18 protein-coding genes are annotated in these 17,026 nt (G+C 68.1%); 12 read left to right on the plus strand and 6 right to left on the minus strand.

Annotated elements, in window-relative coordinates; all coding sequences use genetic code 11:
* Positions 1-87: 87 nt before the first annotated feature.
* The 4 genes from IEX71_RS03185 to IEX71_RS03200 form a co-directional block, all read right to left on the minus strand.
* Positions 88-1,143 (minus strand): hypothetical protein, encoded by a 1,056-nt coding sequence (locus tag IEX71_RS03185; protein ID WP_188835485.1) that lies wholly within the window; start codon positions 1,141-1,143, stop codon positions 88-90.
* A 212-nt stretch (positions 1,144-1,355) separates the two neighbouring features.
* Positions 1,356-1,754: a RidA family protein gene (locus IEX71_RS03190; protein WP_188835486.1), complete on the minus strand. Its 399-nt coding sequence runs from the start codon at positions 1,752-1,754 to the stop codon at positions 1,356-1,358.
* Between the two features lies 1 nt (position 1,755).
* A complete protein-coding gene (locus IEX71_RS03195) occupies positions 1,756-2,511 on the minus strand; it encodes an IclR family transcriptional regulator (RefSeq protein WP_188835487.1) in 756 nt (251 codons plus the stop codon).
* Entirely contained in the window at positions 2,508-3,536 is a 1,029-nt protein-coding gene (locus IEX71_RS03200) for a sugar kinase (RefSeq protein WP_229749414.1), read from the minus strand. The genes IEX71_RS03195 and IEX71_RS03200 overlap by 4 nt, the downstream gene beginning before the upstream one ends.
* A gap of 116 nt (positions 3,537-3,652) precedes the next feature.
* Between IEX71_RS03200 and IEX71_RS03205 the strand changes: the two genes are divergently transcribed.
* The 7 genes from IEX71_RS03205 (at position 3,653) to IEX71_RS03235 (ending at position 11,238) form a co-directional block, all read left to right on the plus strand.
* Complete coding sequence (locus IEX71_RS03205; RefSeq protein WP_229749415.1) at positions 3,653-4,966, plus strand: type III PLP-dependent enzyme domain-containing protein; 1,314 nt, start codon at positions 3,653-3,655, stop codon at positions 4,964-4,966.
* An 11-nt stretch (positions 4,967-4,977) separates the two neighbouring features.
* The gene (locus IEX71_RS03210; protein ID WP_188835489.1) at positions 4,978-6,594 is read left to right on the plus strand and encodes an N-acyl-D-amino-acid deacylase family protein; all 1,617 of its coding nucleotides are present in this window, start codon (positions 4,978-4,980) and stop codon (positions 6,592-6,594) included.
* Complete coding sequence (locus IEX71_RS03215; RefSeq protein WP_229749416.1) at positions 6,591-7,244, plus strand: bifunctional 4-hydroxy-2-oxoglutarate aldolase/2-dehydro-3-deoxy-phosphogluconate aldolase; 654 nt, start codon at positions 6,591-6,593, stop codon at positions 7,242-7,244. The genes IEX71_RS03210 and IEX71_RS03215 overlap by 4 nt, the downstream gene beginning before the upstream one ends.
* Positions 7,245-7,295: 51 nt before the next feature.
* Positions 7,296-8,738, plus strand: a complete 1,443-nt coding sequence (locus IEX71_RS03220; RefSeq protein ID WP_188835867.1) for a GntT/GntP/DsdX family permease — start codon at positions 7,296-7,298, stop codon at positions 8,736-8,738.
* A gap of 226 nt (positions 8,739-8,964) precedes the next feature.
* Positions 8,965-10,113: an LLM class flavin-dependent oxidoreductase gene (locus IEX71_RS03225; RefSeq protein ID WP_188835490.1), complete on the plus strand. Its 1,149-nt coding sequence runs from the start codon at positions 8,965-8,967 to the stop codon at positions 10,111-10,113.
* Complete coding sequence (locus IEX71_RS03230; protein ID WP_188835491.1) at positions 10,110-10,769, plus strand: CE1759 family FMN reductase; 660 nt, start codon at positions 10,110-10,112, stop codon at positions 10,767-10,769. Before IEX71_RS03225 ends, IEX71_RS03230 begins: the two co-directional genes overlap by 4 nt.
* A gap of 22 nt (positions 10,770-10,791) precedes the next feature.
* The gene (locus tag IEX71_RS03235) at positions 10,792-11,238 is read left to right on the plus strand and encodes a DUF2752 domain-containing protein (RefSeq protein ID WP_229749418.1); all 447 of its coding nucleotides are present in this window, start codon (positions 10,792-10,794) and stop codon (positions 11,236-11,238) included.
* Between the two features lie 62 nt (positions 11,239-11,300).
* On the opposite strand, the gene IEX71_RS03240 is transcribed toward IEX71_RS03235, so the two are convergent.
* On the minus strand, positions 11,301-11,756 hold the full coding sequence (locus tag IEX71_RS03240) for a DUF4190 domain-containing protein (protein WP_188835492.1): 456 nt from the start codon (positions 11,754-11,756) through the stop codon (positions 11,301-11,303).
* A 235-nt stretch (positions 11,757-11,991) separates the two neighbouring features.
* Between IEX71_RS03240 and IEX71_RS03245 the strand changes: the two genes are divergently transcribed.
* The gene (locus IEX71_RS03245; protein ID WP_188835493.1) at positions 11,992-12,174 is read left to right on the plus strand and encodes a hypothetical protein; all 183 of its coding nucleotides are present in this window, start codon (positions 11,992-11,994) and stop codon (positions 12,172-12,174) included.
* 82 nt (positions 12,175-12,256) lie between these two features.
* Positions 12,257-13,678, plus strand: coding sequence for a signal recognition particle-docking protein FtsY (ftsY, locus tag IEX71_RS03250; protein ID WP_188835494.1), 1,422 nt, complete (start codon positions 12,257-12,259; stop codon positions 13,676-13,678).
* A 97-nt stretch (positions 13,679-13,775) separates the two neighbouring features.
* Here the strand turns inward: ftsY and IEX71_RS03255 are convergent, their stop codons facing one another.
* The gene (locus IEX71_RS03255; protein WP_188835495.1) at positions 13,776-14,702 is read right to left on the minus strand and encodes an oxygenase MpaB family protein; all 927 of its coding nucleotides are present in this window, start codon (positions 14,700-14,702) and stop codon (positions 13,776-13,778) included.
* Between the two features lie 67 nt (positions 14,703-14,769).
* Between IEX71_RS03255 and IEX71_RS03260 the strand changes: the two genes are divergently transcribed.
* The 3 genes from IEX71_RS03260 (at position 14,770) to IEX71_RS03270 (ending at position 16,985) form a co-directional block, all read left to right on the plus strand.
* On the plus strand, positions 14,770-15,171 hold the full coding sequence (locus IEX71_RS03260; RefSeq protein ID WP_188835496.1) for a hypothetical protein: 402 nt from the start codon (positions 14,770-14,772) through the stop codon (positions 15,169-15,171).
* Positions 15,172-15,255: 84 nt separating this feature from the next.
* Complete coding sequence (locus IEX71_RS03265; protein ID WP_188835497.1) at positions 15,256-16,650, plus strand: ammonium transporter; 1,395 nt, start codon at positions 15,256-15,258, stop codon at positions 16,648-16,650.
* Positions 16,647-16,985: a P-II family nitrogen regulator gene (locus tag IEX71_RS03270; protein ID WP_188835498.1), complete on the plus strand. Its 339-nt coding sequence runs from the start codon at positions 16,647-16,649 to the stop codon at positions 16,983-16,985. Before IEX71_RS03265 ends, IEX71_RS03270 begins: the two co-directional genes overlap by 4 nt.
* The last annotated feature ends 41 nt before the right edge of the window (positions 16,986-17,026 follow it).

The raw sequence follows: 17,026 nt of genomic DNA on the forward strand, positions 1-17,026 counted from the left end.
GCGAATCGCCTGTCCTCTCGATAAGGCGGTATCCGCTCGGCGAAGGAGAGCACCCGGGGAGGCACGTGTTGGCCGAGACGGTTGGAGTCAGCAGACGAAGGCACGCTTCGGGAGCGGGCCGTCCGGAACGGGCCAACCACCGTCCAGCACCGACCGGAGGCGATGTGCGGCGAGCAGGCCGTGCAAGCGACCGGGCGGCAGCGCCTCGTCCCAGTTCCACCGGGCGACGTCGTCCACTTCGGAGTGGCGCCGTAGACGCTTCTCCCGCTCCTTCTCCTGCATGAGTGCGTCCACTGCAGTTTGCCCCGAGTCGCCTTGCGGCACAGCATATTTCAGGGCGCCGTCGCACTCTCCGACGAGGCCGAGAACCGGCCAGTAGAAGTCGGTGCGTCCGATGAGTCCGTCGCAGTCATAGAACTTCGCCTGCAGTTCGGGCATCGGCAGACTGGTCTGGAACATCCGCGTCCGGCTCAACGACTCGAGCGGCGACTCGGCTCTCGCATCGGCGAGATGTATGGCGAGTTGCGCCATACTCCGACCTCGGCGACCTTTTGGGACTCTGTCGTGCTCGGCGAGCAACGCTTCACGGGTGGCCAGGCCGAGGTGAAGTGCGTTGTCGCACACCGAGACTGCCGACTCGAGTTGGGCGTGCCGTGCGTGATCGACGACCATCCGATCGTATGGCGTCACGAGCAGGCCACCGATCTCCACGCACTCGGTCATCTGGCCGGTCCGTCGTCGACGCACATCGGCGCTTCGACCTTGCGCACCCGGGGGCATGACGTATTCGACGAGTTCGGTGCGGGTTCCGATCGTCGGCGCTGCCCAGATGGCGTCGGATGTGCTGTGAGAGAAGACGACCGGTCGAGCAGTGGCCTGCTGCACCATGCACGCCTTCACGATGAGCACGTCGTCCGGACTGAGATCGCCGAGCCCGCTCGTGTAGGCGGCTTGCCGCAGTCTCATCAGCTGGCCGTGACCGTCACCGACGGATAGACCGAAGGCCGCCAATCGGGCAGCGGACGTGGACCGCACGAAGCTCCGAAGGCGCATCACGTGCTCGCTTCGTTCGCGGCGATGCGCGTCCAACGCCCCGGCGGTCGATGTCGGGGTCGGGGTCGGGTCACTCGGTGCCACGCTCATGACGCCCGAGCGTCGCACTTCCCGTCGGTCGCCCGCAGAAGTTGTCCACAGGTCCCGCACGCAGTCCCTCTCGCCATACGGCCCCCCCAATGCCGACAGGACAGGCGATGCACCGGGAGGACAGGCGATTCGGCCGATTTCGCCCGAAATTCGGTGTCCACTCGATGATCGACTGTCCTGTCGGCGAGAGTGGTCGCGCCGCGCAGGAAGGCTCAGCCCAGGACGGCCATGGCGTCGATCTCGACCAGCAGTTCGGGGTTGGCCAGGGCGCACATGATGGTCGTGCGGCAGGGGAGCACCCCGTCGTCGCCGATGCGCTCACGCAGGTAGGCGTCGTAGGCGGCGTTCATCTCGGCGAAGTGCTCGGGCTCGGTGAGGTAGACGCGCATCGAGATGACGTCGGCCCAGGACGCGCCGCCGGCGGTCAGGATGGCCTCGACGTTGGCGAAGGTCTGCGCGGTCTGGGCGGTGAGGCCGTCCGCGAGCTTGCCGGTCGCCGGGTCGACGCCGGTCTGGCCGGAGACCTGGACGATGCCGTTCTTGACGACTCCCGGTGAGTAGGGTCCGGCGGGCACCGGTGCCTTGTCGGTCTTGATCTGCTGTGCGGGCATGTCATGTCCTCTCTGTTGTGCTGGCCCAATCGGCCGCGATGGCGGCGGTGGTCTGTTGTAGCGACGGAAGCAGGTCGTGCACCCCGTCCCGGTCCAGGATGACATCCGGCACCGAGATCGAGGCAGCGGCGATGATCCGGCCGGCGCTGTCCCGGATCGGTGCGCCGACGCAGTTGATGAAGTCCTCGTGCTCGGCCGAGTCCTCGGCCCAACCCTGCTCGCGGACCGTCGCCAGCTCGGCGCGGAAGGCGTCCTGGGTGGTGATGGTCCGCCGGGTGAACGGCCGGAAGTCCGTGGCTGCCAGCGCGATTGCGAGTTGTCGCTCCGGTAGCTCGCAGGTCAGCACCTTGCCGACGGCGGTCGCGTGCACGGGGGCGATCAGGCCGACTCGCGAATACATCCGCACCGAGCTGGTGCTCTCGACCTTGGCGATGTAGATCGCGCGCCCGCTCTCGTATGCCGCCAGGTGGATCGCCTGCCCACCGGTCTGCCGGCCGAGGTTCTCCAGGTGCGGCAGTGCGATGTCGCGGATCGTGTGTTGCTCCAACGAACTCGTGCCGAGCTCGAAGAGCCGTGACCCGAGGAAGTAGCGGTGGTTGTCGTCGCGGCGTACGAAGCGGTCATCCTCCAGCGTGCGCAACAGGCGCAGTACGGTCGTCTTGTGCACCTCCAGCGACCGGGCGAGTTCGTCGAGCGACCGGCCGCCGGCATCGAGCTCGGCCAGGATTTGCAACGCGCGGGCGAGGCTCTGGCTCATTTGGCTCCCCGAATCGCTTGCAGCGCAGGGGATTCGATGCCGCGGCAGCTCACCGACGTGTGCGCCCAGTCCTCGTCGGTTGCGGTCACAAGGGCACGTCGCACCGTGGCGTCGGGCAGCCGGCTCGCGTGATCACCGGGCTCGGCGAGCACCGACGCCGCGCTGAGATGCCCGAGTCGGAGCCGCTCCTTCGCGTCATACCCGCACAGCATGCCGGTCAGGTAACCGGCGGCGAAACCGTCACCGGCGCCCACGGGTTCGACGACCTCGACCTGCAGGGCGCGGACGGCCGTGGTCACGCCTTCAGGTGTGATCTCCCGGGCGACGTGTGCATCGGACTTGAGCACGATGCGGGGACGGTCACCGACGATCTCGCGCACCTGCTCCGGCGTGCTCGCGCCGAGCGCGACGCCCGCTTCGTCCTCGCCGAGCAGCACCACGTCGGCGGCGCGCAGCAGGTCGCACAACGTGCTCGTGTCACGGCCGCGCCACAACGCCGGACGCCAGTTGAGGTCGACACTGAGCACGAATCCGTGCCGGTCACGCGCGTCGACGAGTCGTCGCAGCAGGTCGCTGTCGGAAGCAAGGATGCCGGCGGTGATGCCGGAGGTGTGCACCGCGTCGCAGTGCTCGAGCGCGTCGACGACAGCAGCGTCGTCCAGCAGCGCGCCGGTCATGGCCGCCGCCGCAGATCCGCTGCGGTAGTAGAACATTCGACTGCCGGCGGGGCCGGAGTCCTTGAGGTAGACCCCGGTCGGGTGGACCTCGTCGTGCTCGGCGAGGACGTTGACGCCACGCTCCTGCAGGTCGCGCGCGACGTAGTCCCCGAACGGGTCACTGCCGAGCCGGGACAGCCAACACGTCGATATGCCGAGCGCGACAAGCGCGCCGGCGACGTTGGCCTCGGCGCCGCCCACCGAACGGCGCAGCAGATCGGACCCGGCCAGACCGCCGGGCTGCTCCGGACGCAGCACGACCATGGCCTCACCGAGGCACAGCACTCGACTGCGGTCATTCGTCGTCACCGGTGCGCACCTTCCGCGATGTGAGGTCTTGACGCTGCGATGGCGGCGATGCTACACATGACCGGCCATATTACGCAATGAGCGTTGCAAAATACGCAACCGAAAGAGGCGACCCCATGGACCGCGCCGCGCTGGAGGCACTGTCGGACGAGCGCATCGACTGGCGCCACAAGGGGATGCCGCCGGCCTTGTGGGGTATGACGGTCGCCGAGATCCGCGCCCGTCGTCCCCGGCTGTCAGAGCTGCCGACACCATTGCTGACGCTGTCCCGGCCGGTTCTCGACCACAACATCGCTGCGCTCGCATCCTGGTGCGCGGCAAGGGGATTCGACCTCGCTCCGCACGGTAAGACCACAATGGCGCCCTCGCTGTGGGCCGATCAGCTGGAGGCGGGCGCGTGGGCGATCACGGTCGCCAACCTGCCGCAACTCGCGGTTGCGCGGGCGTTCGGCGTGCAGCGCGTGATGATCGCCAACAGCATCATCTCGCCGCTGTCCCTGCGCTGGATCGCCGACGAGCTTGCCGCACGCCCGCAGGACGAGATCTACGTATGGGCCGACGCCGTGCGGACCGTGCAGCTGATGCACGAAGCGCTCGCGGAGCATGTCGCGTCCGTCGGCAACCGCCCGCGGTTGCGTGTGTTGGTCGAGCGCGGTGGCGCCGGTGGACGGACCGGTGCCCGTAACCTGTCGACGGCGCTGGAAGTTGCTGGGGCAGTGGCGGACTCGCCCCATCTCGAGCTCGCCGGCGTGGCCGGATACGAGGGCGCGCTCGCCCACACCGCGGACCAGGAGAGCCGGGACGTCGTCGCGGCATACCTGCGTGACCTTGCGGAGGTGCACCACCACATCGCCGCGGCCGCTCTGTACCCGGAAGGCGTCACCCCAGTGGTGAGCGCCGGAGGGAGCGCCTACTTCGACGTGGTCGACGAGGAGCTCCGCCCGCTCGCGGACGCCGGTGCCCGAGTCGTCCTGCGCAGCGGCGCGTACGTCGTGCACGACGACGGCTTCTACCGCAACATCTCACCGCTGGGAGAGCACCCGCGCACCATCGGTCCTGCGTTGCGGTCGGCGATGCACGGCTGGGTCCGGGTGAGCTCGCAACCGGAGCCCGGCGTCGCAATCTTCGACGCCGGTAAGCGGGATCTGCCGTTCGACGAAGGTCTGCCGGAGGCTCAACGACTGCGCCCGCGCACCCCCGACGACCGCGTCGCCGATCTGGCCGACGTGAGCGTCACCGCGCTCAACGATCAGCACGGCTTCCTGCACTTCGATGCAGCGGGGACGGCACCGGTGCAGATCGGTGACGAACTCCGACTGGGTCTGTCGCACCCGTGCACCGCACTGGACAAGTGGACCCTCGTGCCGGTCGTCGACGACGCGGATGCCGACGACCCGGTCGTGGTCGATCTGATACGGACTTGGTTCTGAAAGCCAGTGCGATGACTGCCGATTGGTTGATCCGTGACGCCAGCGTCATCGATGGCTCCGGGGATGCCGCCTACCGCGCGGACGTTACCGTCGGCGACGGCCTGATCACCGGCATCCACCGCAGCCTGGGCGCGGCCGGTCCGGCGCGTCGAGTCGTGGATGCCGGAGGCCAAGTGCTCGCACCGGGATTCATCGATATGCACGCGCACTCCGACATACAGATCCTGGCGCAGGCAGATCACACCGCCAAGGTGAGCCAGGGCGTGACGCTCGAGGTGCTGGGTCAGGACGGCTTGTCGTTCGCGCCGATCGACGCCCCCTCCCGCGCGGCACTCCGCCGGCAGATCGCCGGCTGGAACGGAGACCCAGAGGGTTTCGCCTACGACTGGGACACAGTGGGGGAGTACCTCGACCGACTGGACCGCGGGATCGCGTGCAACGCAGCGTATTTGGTGCCCCAGGGCACCCTGCGGCTGATGGTCGTCGGCTCTGGCGACGCGCGCGCGACCCCCGAGCAGATGCAACAGATGCAGGACCTGCTCGCGGCCGGACTCGACCAGGGCGCGCTCGGCATGAGCAGCGGATTGACCTATCCGCCAGGCATGTTCGCCGACGACGACGAACTGATCGCGCTGCTGCGTGTGGTGGCCGCACACGGTGGGTACTACAGCCCGCACCACCGGTCGTACGGCGCGGGAGCCGTTGCGGCGTACGAGGAGATGATCGAGGTGAGCAGGGCGGCCGGGTGCGCGCTGCACCTGACGCACGCCACGATGAACTTCGAACCCAACAAGGGCCGCGCGGGTGAGTTGCTGCAACTGATCGACGACGCGCTCGCGAGCGGCGTCGACATCACCCTCGACACCTACCCCTACCTGCCGGGAGCGACGACGCTCAGCGCGATCCTGCCCAGCTGGGCGACCACCGGCGGGCCGAGCGAGCTGTTGCGGCTGTTGGCCGACCCGGCGGTGCGCGACCGGATCGGCCACGAGATCGAGTATGTCGGCACCGACGGCTGCCACGGCTGCGTGACGGACTGGCGGACCATCCAGGTCAGTGGCGTCGCGAACCCGGCGCTCGCTGATCGCGTGGGGCGCACCGTCGCCGAACTCGCTGACGCGAGTGGCCGTTCCGCGACCGAGGAGTTCTTCGAACTGCTGCAGCTGGACGAGCTCGCGACGACGATCCTGCAGCACGTCGGGCACGAGGAGAACGTGCAGGCGATCATGCGGCACCGCACGCACTGCGGTGGGTCCGACGCGATCCTGGTCGGCGACCGGCCACATCCACGTGCCTGGGGAACCTTTCCGCGCTATCTGGCGCGGTACGTTCGAGAACTGGGCGTGCTCGACCTCGTCGACTGCGTGCATCACCTGACCGGACGGCCCGCCGCGCGGCTTCGACTGGACCGCCGCGGACTGGTGCGCGAGGGGTATGCCGCGGACCTGGTGCTCTTCGACCCGGACCGGGTCACGGACACTGCCACCTTCGAGGAACCGCGCCAGCAAGCTGACGGCATCGACTGGGTGTTCGTGAACGGTCGGCCGGTCATCGAGGCCGGCGAACGTACCGACGCATTACCAGGGCGCGCACTGCGCCATACCGACGAAGGGACAAAACCACTGTGAGCGACAAGCCGACGGGAGTGCTGGAGGCACTGGAGCAGGATCGGGTGCTGTCGATCGTGCGAGCACCCAGGATCGACGACGTGGTCGCCCTGACCGACGCGCTGTCGACAGGTGGCATCCGCGTCCTCGAACTGACATTCACCACACCGGGATTGACCGATTTGCTGCGTGCAGCGGCTGAGGCCGCGTCGCGGACCGGTGCCTTCGTCGGAGCCGGCACGGTGACCTCCGGTGAGCAGGCGGCAGCGGCTGTCGCGGCCGGTGCGCAGTTCATCGTCACTCCCGGGCTCGGCCCGCGGGCCCGCGAGATCGTCGACGTCGCCCACCGTGCGGGCGCCGCGGTCGTGCTCGGGGCACTGACGCCCAGCGAAGTCATGACTGCCGTGGATCTCGGCGCCGACGTCGTCAAGATCTTCCCGGCTCGCGCGGTCGGCCCGTCATACCTCTCGGATCTGCACGGTCCGTTCCCGGACGTCCCACTCATCCCCTCCGGAGGGGTGAGCGCGAGCAATGCCGCAGACTTCCTCGCCGCGGGCGCCCTCGCAGTGACGGCCGGCACGTCGGTGGTCGCGCCGTCCGACGTCGAGAACGCCCGCTGGTCCGACATCACCCGCAACGCCGCCACCTTCTGTGCCTCCCTGCGCAAGTAGGCCGAAAGCCCCTGAAAAACGGAGAGATTCATGACAACAGCGCTCCATCAGATGTCCTTGGTCGCGGCCGACGACAACATCAAGAAGATCCATGAGCCGTGGGCCGGTCACGACACCCAAGCTCTCGTCGTCACCGTGATCGGCATCGCGATCATCGTCGCGCTCATCATCAAGCTGAAGATGCACGGCTTCCTCGCGCTGACGATCGGCTGCCTGTTCGTCGGCATCGGTTCCGGCATCAGCCTGGAGAAGGTGGCCCTGTCGTTCGAGACCGGTGTGGGCGCCGTGCTCGGCAACGTCGGCGTCCTGATCGTGCTCGGCGCGATGCTCGGCAAACTGCTCGCCGACTCCGGCGGCGCCGACGAGATCGTCGACAAGATCCTCACCGGAGGCAGCGGTGCGCTGCCCTGGCGGATGGCGCTGATCGCCTTCATCATCGGTATCCCGATGTTCTTCGAGATCGGCCTCGTGCTGTTGATCCCGGTCATCATGCTGGCGATCAAGCGATCCAAGAAGCCGGCGATGATGCTCGCCATACCAGCGTTGGCCGGCCTTTCGGTGCTGCACGGCTTCATCCCGCCGCACCCCGGGCCGCTCGCGGCGATCGCCAACCTGCACGGTGACGTCGGCACCACGCTCGCGATCGGTCTGCTGATCGCGATCCCCACTGTGATCGTGGCCGGACCGCTGTTCGCGATCCTTGCCGCCCGGATGGTGCCGATCGGTGCCGCCGGCGCCGGCGGCAACCTGGTGGGCGACACCGGGGTCGACACGACCCAGGACAGCGTCGAGGCCGCTCCGGCAACCGGCTCGGCCGACGCGACCCGGCGGCCGACGTTCGGCTGGACGATCGCGACCATCCTCTTCCCGGTGGTGCTGATGCTGATCCGCGCGGCCGCCGAGGTCTGGATGAGCGAAAGCGCCTGGATCTATCCGTTCCTGCAGTTCATCGGTGAGCCGGTCGTCGCGCTGCTGCTCGCGGTGCTGATGGCGATGGTGACCTTCGGGACGTCCGTGGGCTTCTCGCTCGAGACGCTGACCGAGAAGATGAGCGACAGCCTGAAGCCGATCGTGAGCGCCACCTTCATCGTCGGTGCCGGCGGTGGTTTCAAGCAGGTGCTGCTCGACGGCGGGACCGGCATCGCGATCGGCAAGATCGCAGTGGCAGCAAGCCTGTCGGCGCTGGTGCTCGGCTGGATGGTCGCCGTCCTGATCCGAGTGGCCACCGGATCGGCCACGGTCGCCACGGTGACCGCGTCCGGCATCGTCGCGCCGCTGGCGGTTGGCCTGTCGTCGACCCACATCTCCCTCGTGGTGCTCGCGGTGGGCGCCGGGTCGTTGTTCTTCTCGCACGTCAACGACGCGGGATTCTGGCTGGTCAAGGAGTACTTCGGACTGACGATCGTGCAGACCCTCAAGACGTGGTCGGTGATGGAGACGATCATCTCCGTGGTCGGGCTGGCGCTCACCTCGCTGCTCTGGGTGATCATCTAGCGGAACCCGCCGGCCCGCCATACGCCGAGCGGACAGGCGACGATCCAGAGGACACCCGATGTGGTCCCGCGAGGGCTCAGATCGGGTGTCCTCTCGATGAACGGGTGTCCTCTCGGCGAAAAGGGTCGCGACAGGCCGGGGGCTCTGGAATAGATCGCGAAGGGCTGCCGTTGGACCGGGCAGTTAGTTAAAATTTGAGAGACTTCGAGATCAGGGAGTGAGTCACATGCAGTTCGGCGTATTCACCATCGGTGACGTCACCGAGGACCCGACGACCGGGCGCACGCCGACCGAGGCGGAGCGCGTGCAGTCGATGGTCGCCATCGCCAAGAAGGCCGAGGAGGTCGGACTGGACGTCTTCGCGACCGGCGAGCACCACAACCCGCCGTTCGTCGCGCCCGCCAACCCACCGATCCTGCTCAGCAACATCGCCGCGCAGACCACCAACCTGGAGCTGTCGACGGCCACGACGCTCATCACCACCAACGATCCGGTGCGGCTGGCGGAGGACTACGCCTACCTGCAGCACATGGCCGGCGGTCGGGTGGACCTGATGCTCGGTCGCGGCAACACCGGCCCGGTCTACCCGTGGTTCGGCAAGGACATCCGCAAGGGCATCCCGCTGGCGGTCGAGAACTACCACCTGCTGCGTCGGCTCTGGCGCGAGACGGCCATTGACTGGGAGGGCGAGTTCCGCACGCCACTGCACGGTTACACCTTGGCACCGGCGCCACTGGACGACGTCCCGCCGTTCGTCTGGCACGGGTCGATCCGCAGCCCGGAGATCGCGGAACAGGCCGCGTTCTACGGAGACGGCTTCTTCCACAATCACATCTTCTGGAACAAGGAGCACACCCAGGCGATGGTGCGTCTCTACCGGCAGCGCTTCGAGCACTATGGGCACGGCGCCGCGGACCAGGCCATCGTCGGTCTGGGTGGGCAGGTCTTCATGGCAGACACCGAGGCGGAGGCCAAGCGGATCTTCCGGCCGTACTTCGACAACGCGCCGGTCTACGGACACGGCCCGTCGCTGGAGAGCTTCACCCGGGACACCCCGCTGACCGTCGGCACGCCGCAGCAGGTCATCGAGCGCACCCTCGGTTTCGCCGACTACGTCGGTGACTACCAGCGTCAGCTCTTCCTGGTCGACCACGCCGGCCTGCCACTCGATGCCGTGCTCGAGCAGATCGAGATCCTCGGCAAGGAGGTCGTGCCGGTGCTGCGCCGTGAGTTCGAGGCGCGCCGTCCGGAGCACGTGCCGAGCAACCCGCCGAGTCACGCGTCGCTGGTCGCCGAAGGCCCGGACTCACCGCACCGCAAGGTGATCAGCGCAACCGCCGGCCTCGACCAAGTGACCGAGGAGGCCGCGGTATGACGCGCCGTCTCGTCGTCCTGACCGCCGGTCTGAGTCAGCCCAGCAGCACCCGCTTGCTGGCCGACCAGATCGCCGGCGCCGTCGCCGCCGAGGTCAGTGGACGAGGCGAGGCGGTCGACATACAGACCTATGAACTGCGTGAATACGCAGTCGATCTCGCCACCATGATGGCAACGGCCGGTATGCCGACGGCACGACTCGACCAGTTGCGGCGTGCCGTGTCTGCCGCTGACGGCCTCGTCGTGGTGACGCCGGTCTTCGCAGCCAGCTACACGGGTGTCTTCAAGATGTTCTTCGACGCGCTAGACACCGACGCGCTGAACGGTATGCCGGTCATCATCGCGGCCACCGCCGGCACGCCACGGCACTCGCTGGTGCTCGATCACGCGCTGCGTCCGCTGCTGAGTCACCTGCGCGCGGTCGTGATGCCCACGGGCGTCTTCGCCGCGACCGAGGACTTCGGCGGTGGCGCCGCCGGTCGCGATCTCGCCGGCCGGGCCGGGCGTGCGGCGGCGGAACTTGCCGCACACGTGGTCTCCACCGGTGGTGACGCGGTCGCCGGATTCACCCCGACCAGCACCGGACGTGACTCGGGCGTCGACGTGCCGACCGAGGTCACGCCGTTCATGAAGCTGCTCGGCGGACACTCGGGTTGATGCGGTGGCCTAGCCTGAGACGGTGACGACCATCCAGCGCGGCCGGGCAGAAGCCACCGAGGTGTCGTTCGCGCGTCGGGTGCGCGGGCCGGCGTTGACCGCCGCGGCCGGCGCCGGAGCCTTGGTGCTGTTGCACTTTCGGGATCCGCACCAGTCCGGTTCGTGGGGGTTCTGCCCGTTCCTGGAAGTCACTGGACACCCGTGCCCGCTGTGCGGTGGCTTGCGGGCGATGAACGACCTGACCCGCGGCCACATCGGCGACGCGCTCACCAGCAATGCGGCCGCCGTCTTCATCCTGATCGCCGGGGCGGCGCTGATCGTGCGGTGGTTCGTGCGCCGGGCGCGGGGCGAGGCGAACGCGGTCCTGCTGACGACGCCGAAGCTCGCGACGGCGATCTTCGCAGTCGCGATGGTGATCTTCACCGTCTACCGCTGGACGCCCTGGGGGAACTGGCTCTACCAGGCCTGACGCCATACGACGAAGGGCCGGTCACCGCATGTGCGGTGACCGGCCTTATTGCGTGTATGACGTCAGCTCGCGAGGCGGATGATCACGCCGAGCACCGAGAGGACCGTGCCGATGATGCCGCAGATGAAACCGGCCTGCACCTTGCCGCGACCGCCCAGCATGCCGCCGGAGGAGTCGATCTGGGCCAGGGCCTGGCGGCCCATGATGATCGCCGGGATGCCGGTGAACAGACCACAACACGGAATGGCCAGGATGCCGAGGATCATGATCAGGGTCGACTTGTCGTGCTCCTGCGGAACGGGAGCGCCATACGGGTTGCCTTGCTTGTCCGGTGTGCCGTACTGCGGCGAGCCGTAGGGCTGCGCGCCGTACTGCGAACCCTCCTGCGGTGCACCGTATTGCGGAGAGTTGTAGTCCGGAGTTCCGTACTGCGGATTGCCCGAGCTGTCGCCCGAGCCGTCCTTCGGCTGCTCACCGTAGCCGCCGGGCTGGTTGGGGTCGTTCGGATAGTTGGTCACAAGGTGATCCTTCTCTCGGGTACGTCCGGATGAGGGTAACGAAGGTCCGGCTGCCGTGCACGCCATGTCGACCGCTGGTCGTGGCGGTATGACGCGGCCCGGCGACCGCTCGTTTCACCCTGCGTCGGCCGTTTGACCGCCATTCACCGGCGGGAAAGCGGGAATTGGGCAAGTTTCCCCGCCATACCAAGGGTTTTGCTTTGGTAAAACACAGGTCAAGTCGGACAATGGATGCATGGTGTGGTTGATCTTGGCGCTGGTCGTTGGTGTTGCGCTCGCAGGAACGGTGATCGGTCTCGTTGCCGTGCCCGCTCGACGGGAGGGCCGTGAACTGCTCACCGAGCGGGCCGAGGGAATGGTCAGCTCGGTGACCGAGCGGCGTGGGCGCAAAGTGGGTGCCGACTCCGACACGGAGTGACACGCCGCGCGATCCGTGGCATGACGCGGATCGCGCATCCGGAGGGTGACACCGCGCCCCGTCCGGCGATCCATTTGGGATGATGTCGCACGTGGACTCGCTCTGGGAAATTCTTGTCATCATCACGGTCGTCGTCCTCGCCGGACTCGGGCTGCTCGTCGGTTACCTGCGAGGTGGCGGCAAGAAGTCGGCTCCTCCGGTCGCGCCGCCGCTGCCCGCCCGCGAGGCGAAGACCCGAAGCGCCAACACCTACAAACCGGGCAGCACCGCGACGATCGACACCAGCAAGGGTGCAACGTCGAAACCCGCGGAGCCCTCGAAGCCATCGGCGCAACCGACGACGCCCACGCCGAAGGACCGATCGGGTGACGTAGCGGCTGGAGGAACCGGCACCGTCCCACCGGCCGCCCGCGAAGGTGCGCCCACTGGCGGACCGGGGACCGAGCGCGTCGAACCGGCAGGGCCCCAGCAGGCGCAGCCGCCGTTGCCCGCGACCGAGACAGCGGACATCGAGCAGATCAGCGAGCAGGACGTCGCAACGCCGACCGAGGCCCCGGCCGAGCAGCAGCTTGAGCGGCCCGAGTCCGCCCGTGGCCGGATGACCCGGCTGCGCTCGCGGCTGGCCAGCTCCAACAACGCGCTCGGCAAGGGATTGCTGACCGCGCTGTCCGGCGACACGCTGGACGACGCCGTCTGGGAGGACGTCGAGGACACGTTGCTCGGCGCAGACCTCGGCGTCGACGCGACCACCGAGATCGTCGACGGGTTGAAACGTCGAGTGCAGGTTGAAGGTGCACCCAGCAGCGAGCAGCTGGAGAGCTGGCTGCACCAGGAACTGCTGGCGCAGGTCGGCGTCGACATGGACCGGCGCATCGCCGGCACCCGCGTGGGCGACCGCCCGGCCGTGATCATGGTCGTCGGCGTCAACGGCACCGGCAAGACCACGACCGTCGGCAAGCTGGCCCGCGTGCTGGTCGCCGAGGACAAGGACATCATGCTCGGCGCCGCCGACACGTTCCGCGCCGCAGCGGCCGACCAGCTCGAGACCTGGGGCGCCCGTGTCGGCGTGCCGACCGTCCGCTCCGACAAGGAGGGCGCCGACCCGGCGGCTGTCGCCTTCGACGCGGTCAAGGCAGGCAAGGACAACGAGGTCGACGTGGTGCTGGTCGACACCGCCGGCCGCCTGCACAACAAGGTCGGCCTGATGGACGAACTGGCCAAGGTCAAGCGCGTCATCGAGAAGCAGAGCCCGATCGACGAGTGCCTGCTCGTGCTCGACGCCACCACCGGCCAGAACGGCATGCGGCAGGCGGAGATCTTCGCGCAGGCCGTCGACATCACCGGTGTGGTGCTCACCAAGCTCGACGGCACCGCCAAGGGCGGCATCGTCGTGCTCGTCCAGCGTGAGCTCGGGGTGCCGGTCAAGCTCGTCGGTCTGGGCGAGGGCGCGGACGACCTGGCGCCCTTCGACCCCGAGGCCTTCGTCGACGCAGTCCTGGACTGACCCCTCTCTGTCGAGTGACGGCTCTCTCGCCGAGTGACGGTCCTATTGCGCCGTCACTCGGCGAAGAAGCCGTCACTCGGGATGTTTGTGCGGCGGGTCAGGAACGACGGGATGCGTCGGTCGCCTGGTTGACCCGGCGGTCCGCTTGCACCTGCGGGTCGGACAGCATCCAGCGCACGCCTTTGGCTCCCGCCGTGCCGGCGCCGCGCAGCAGCGCCGCGCCACCGGGCAGTGTGCGGATGCCGAGCATCCGGCGCGCGTATGGCGGCAGCGTCCCGATCGCGCCCGCGACCAGGCTGAGGTAGCCCGGGCGTGCTGCCATCGGCAGCGGCGGCTCCCACAGGATGAACCGCAGCGCCGACCGCGCCGCGGGTGTGCTCCGCAACTCCGGCCGGTATGACGCCAGGGCCTCCCGCAACTCCGTGACCGTCCGCGGGGCAGGGTCGAACCCGAGTTGCTCGGACACGGAGCCGATCTGGGCGACATACGTGTCCGCCTCGGCCTCGGTCAGGCTGCCGCCGCCGAACGCCCGGTAACACGTCAGGAAGCTGTCCGCCTCGGCTGCGTGCACCCACGCCAGCAGGTGCGGATCGTCGGCCCGGTAGTCGACACCCTCGAACGTCCCGTGCACCCGGCGGTGGATGCCGCGCACCCGCGCCAGCAGCCGCTGGGCGTCCGGGATGGTGCCGAACGTCGTGGTGGAGATGAAGTTGCTGGTCTGCTGCAACCGGCCCCACGGGTCGTCGCGATAACTGGAGTGCTCGTCGACGCCGGCCATCGCCAGCGGATGCAACGACTGCAGCAACAACGCGCGGATGCCCGCCACGAACATCGATGCGTCCAGATGCACCCGCCAGATCGGGTCCTCGGGGCTGAACCAGCGCTCACCCGCCTTGCCCCAGATGCCGTCGGCGCGACGCCGGGCATCCTCACCGGCCACCTTCTCGCGCAGTTGCACGGCCGCCCTGTGCCGCGCCGCGTCGCGCGCACGGCGCACCGGACCAGGCAGCACGAGCGACGTCATACCGCCATTATGCGCGGGCCTTCCGCTCACGGTTCACGGTCGGCTGCGCGGAGTAGGGTCCGGGGCCGTGAGCAAATCGATCGAGCGCGGCGAGGCCCGCGCTCGCGCCATGATGACCGACCTCCTGCGACCCGGTGAGCAGATCGTGCTGGAGACGCGCGCGTTTACCGGATTCGGTAACCGGGCCGCCGCACGACCGTTGCTGCTCGCGCTGACCGACCAGCGGTTGCTGGCCTGCGAAACCGTGAATCCCCGCTGGGCGAGTGGCTATGGCTGGGGGCGGATCCGGGACCTGCAGATCCGGAGGAAGTGGTGGTACGTCGACGTTTCGTTCCGCGTCGAGCTCGGCCGCGGCGAAGGACGCAGCAATTTCGACCACATCTACAGCATCCGCAAGAAGGGCGCGGAGCCGTTCCTGGACGCGCTGCGATCCCGCTGGACGGCGCGCCATCCGGGCCGCGAAACCTGACGTTAACGCGATCGCGCGACACGCAACATAGCTGTAACACGGACGGGGTCCTGGCTGAAACCCTTCATTGACAGGGTCTTTCGCATGACCTCGTTGATTCATGGACTGTCGGCCGCAGCGCCGCCGACACTCGACACCGGAAACACGGCCTGGATGCTGATCTCGGCGTCCCTCGTGCTCTTCATGACGATCCCCGGCCTCGCGCTCTTCTATGGCGGCCTCGGACGGTCCCGCGGAGTGCTCAACATGATGATGATGTCGTTCGGAGCGTTCGGCGTCATCGGGATCATCTACGTGCTCTGGGGCTACTCGATGTCCTTCGGCACGCACGACCACCTGGGCATCTTCGCCGGGCCGTTCCAGTTCTGGGGGCTGTCGGGGATCCTGCCGGGTGAGCCGGGCAGCACTGTGCTGCAGTCGGGCGGCATACCGGTGCTCGTCTTCGCCGGTTTCCAGTTCACGTTCGCGGCGATCACGGTTGCCCTGATCAGCGGCGCGATCGCTGACCGGGCGAAGTTCTCCACCTGGCTGGTCTTCTCCGGATTGTGGGTCACGCTGGCGTATTTCCCACTGGCACACATGGTTTGGGGCGGCGGGCTACTGTCCGGCTCCGCGGACGGCATCGCGGCCAAGCTCTTCGGCACCGTCGACGGTATGGCGAAAGTGGCACCCATCGACTTCGCCGGCGGCACCGTCGTGCACATCAACGCCGGTATCGCCGGTCTGGTGCTGGCGCTGCTGCTCGGCAAGCGCGCCGGATTCGGCACCTCGCCGATGCGGCCGCACAACGTCCCCCTGGTGATGCTCGGATCGGGCATCCTGTGGTTCGGCTGGTACGGCTTCAACTCCGGATCCGCCCTGGGCGCAAACGAATCCGCCGCCCTCGTCTGGGTCAACACGACTGTGGCGACCTGCGCCGCGATGATGGGCTGGCTCATCCTGGAGAAGCTGCGGGACGGCCACGCGACCTCGGTCGGCGCCGCATCCGGCATCGTCGCCGGATTGGTCGCGATCACTCCCGCGTGCGGCAACGTCACGCCATTGGGTGCGATCGGTGTCGGGCTGGTCGCGGGTGTGGCATCGGCATACGCGATCGGGCTGAAGTTCAAGTTCGGCTTCGACGACTCGCTCGACGTTGTCGGCGTGCACCTCGTCTCCGGACTCTGGGGCACCGTGTCGCTGGGCATCTTCGCCCGTGGCACCGGCCTGGCGTATGGCGAATGGCGCCAGCTGGTGGTGCAATTCGTGATCGCGTTCGCCGCGCTGCTCTACACGGCGATCGTCACCACGTTGATCGGCCTGGCACTGAAGGCGACCATGGGTTGGCGCATCTCGGAGGAGGACGAGGCCGAAGGCATCGACCAGGCCGAGCACGCCGAGACGGCATACGACTTCGGCAGCATCTTCTCCGCCAGCAGGATCGGGCACCGGCCGGAACGGCCGGCCCGCCAGACCAACAAGGAAGAGGTCGACGCATGAAGCTCGTCACCGCGATCATCAAGCCCTTCCGGCTTGACGACGTCAAGGAAGCCCTGGAGGCCTACGGCATCACCGGTATGACGGTCAGCGAGGTCAGCGGCTACGGCCGCCAGCGCGGGCACAGCGAGGTCTACCGCGGCGCGGAGTATGCCGTGGACTTCGTGCCCAAGATCCGCCTCGAGGTCGTCGTGGAGGACCTGGACGCCCGCAGTGTTGTGGACGTCATCGTCAAGACCGCGCAGACCGGCCGGATCGGCGACGGCAAGGTGTGGGTGCTGCCGATCGACGACATCGTTCGCGTCCGCACCGGCGAGCACGGCGACAGTGCGTTGTAGCCCACGAACATCTGCGCCGAGAGGACACCCTTTCATCGAAG

The organism is Flexivirga endophytica (assembly GCF_014640635.1).
GTDB classification, from domain to species: domain Bacteria; phylum Actinomycetota; class Actinomycetes; order Actinomycetales; family Dermatophilaceae; genus Flexivirga; species Flexivirga endophytica.

Coding starts and splice junctions, on each gene's coding strand:
- IEX71_RS03185 (WP_188835485.1), bottom strand. CDS start 1,143: ATGAGCGTGGCACCGAGTGACCCGACCCCGACCCCGACATCGACCGCC.
- IEX71_RS03190 (WP_188835486.1), bottom strand. CDS start 1,754: ATGCCCGCACAGCAGATCAAGACCGACAAGGCACCGGTGCCCGCCGGA.
- IEX71_RS03195 (WP_188835487.1), bottom strand. CDS start 2,511: ATGAGCCAGAGCCTCGCCCGCGCGTTGCAAATCCTGGCCGAGCTCGAT.
- IEX71_RS03205 (WP_229749415.1), top strand. CDS start 3,653: ATGGACCGCGCCGCGCTGGAGGCACTGTCGGACGAGCGCATCGACTGG.
- IEX71_RS03210 (WP_188835489.1), top strand. CDS start 4,978: ATGACTGCCGATTGGTTGATCCGTGACGCCAGCGTCATCGATGGCTCC.
- IEX71_RS03220 (WP_188835867.1), top strand. CDS start 7,296: ATGTCCTTGGTCGCGGCCGACGACAACATCAAGAAGATCCATGAGCCG.
- IEX71_RS03225 (WP_188835490.1), top strand. CDS start 8,965: ATGCAGTTCGGCGTATTCACCATCGGTGACGTCACCGAGGACCCGACG.
- IEX71_RS03230 (WP_188835491.1), top strand. CDS start 10,110: ATGACGCGCCGTCTCGTCGTCCTGACCGCCGGTCTGAGTCAGCCCAGC.
- IEX71_RS03245 (WP_188835493.1), top strand. CDS start 11,992: ATGGTGTGGTTGATCTTGGCGCTGGTCGTTGGTGTTGCGCTCGCAGGA.
- ftsY (WP_188835494.1), top strand. CDS start 12,257: ATGTCGCACGTGGACTCGCTCTGGGAAATTCTTGTCATCATCACGGTC.
- IEX71_RS03255 (WP_188835495.1), bottom strand. CDS start 14,702: ATGACGTCGCTCGTGCTGCCTGGTCCGGTGCGCCGTGCGCGCGACGCG.
- IEX71_RS03265 (WP_188835497.1), top strand. CDS start 15,256: ATGACCTCGTTGATTCATGGACTGTCGGCCGCAGCGCCGCCGACACTC.
- IEX71_RS03270 (WP_188835498.1), top strand. CDS start 16,647: ATGAAGCTCGTCACCGCGATCATCAAGCCCTTCCGGCTTGACGACGTC.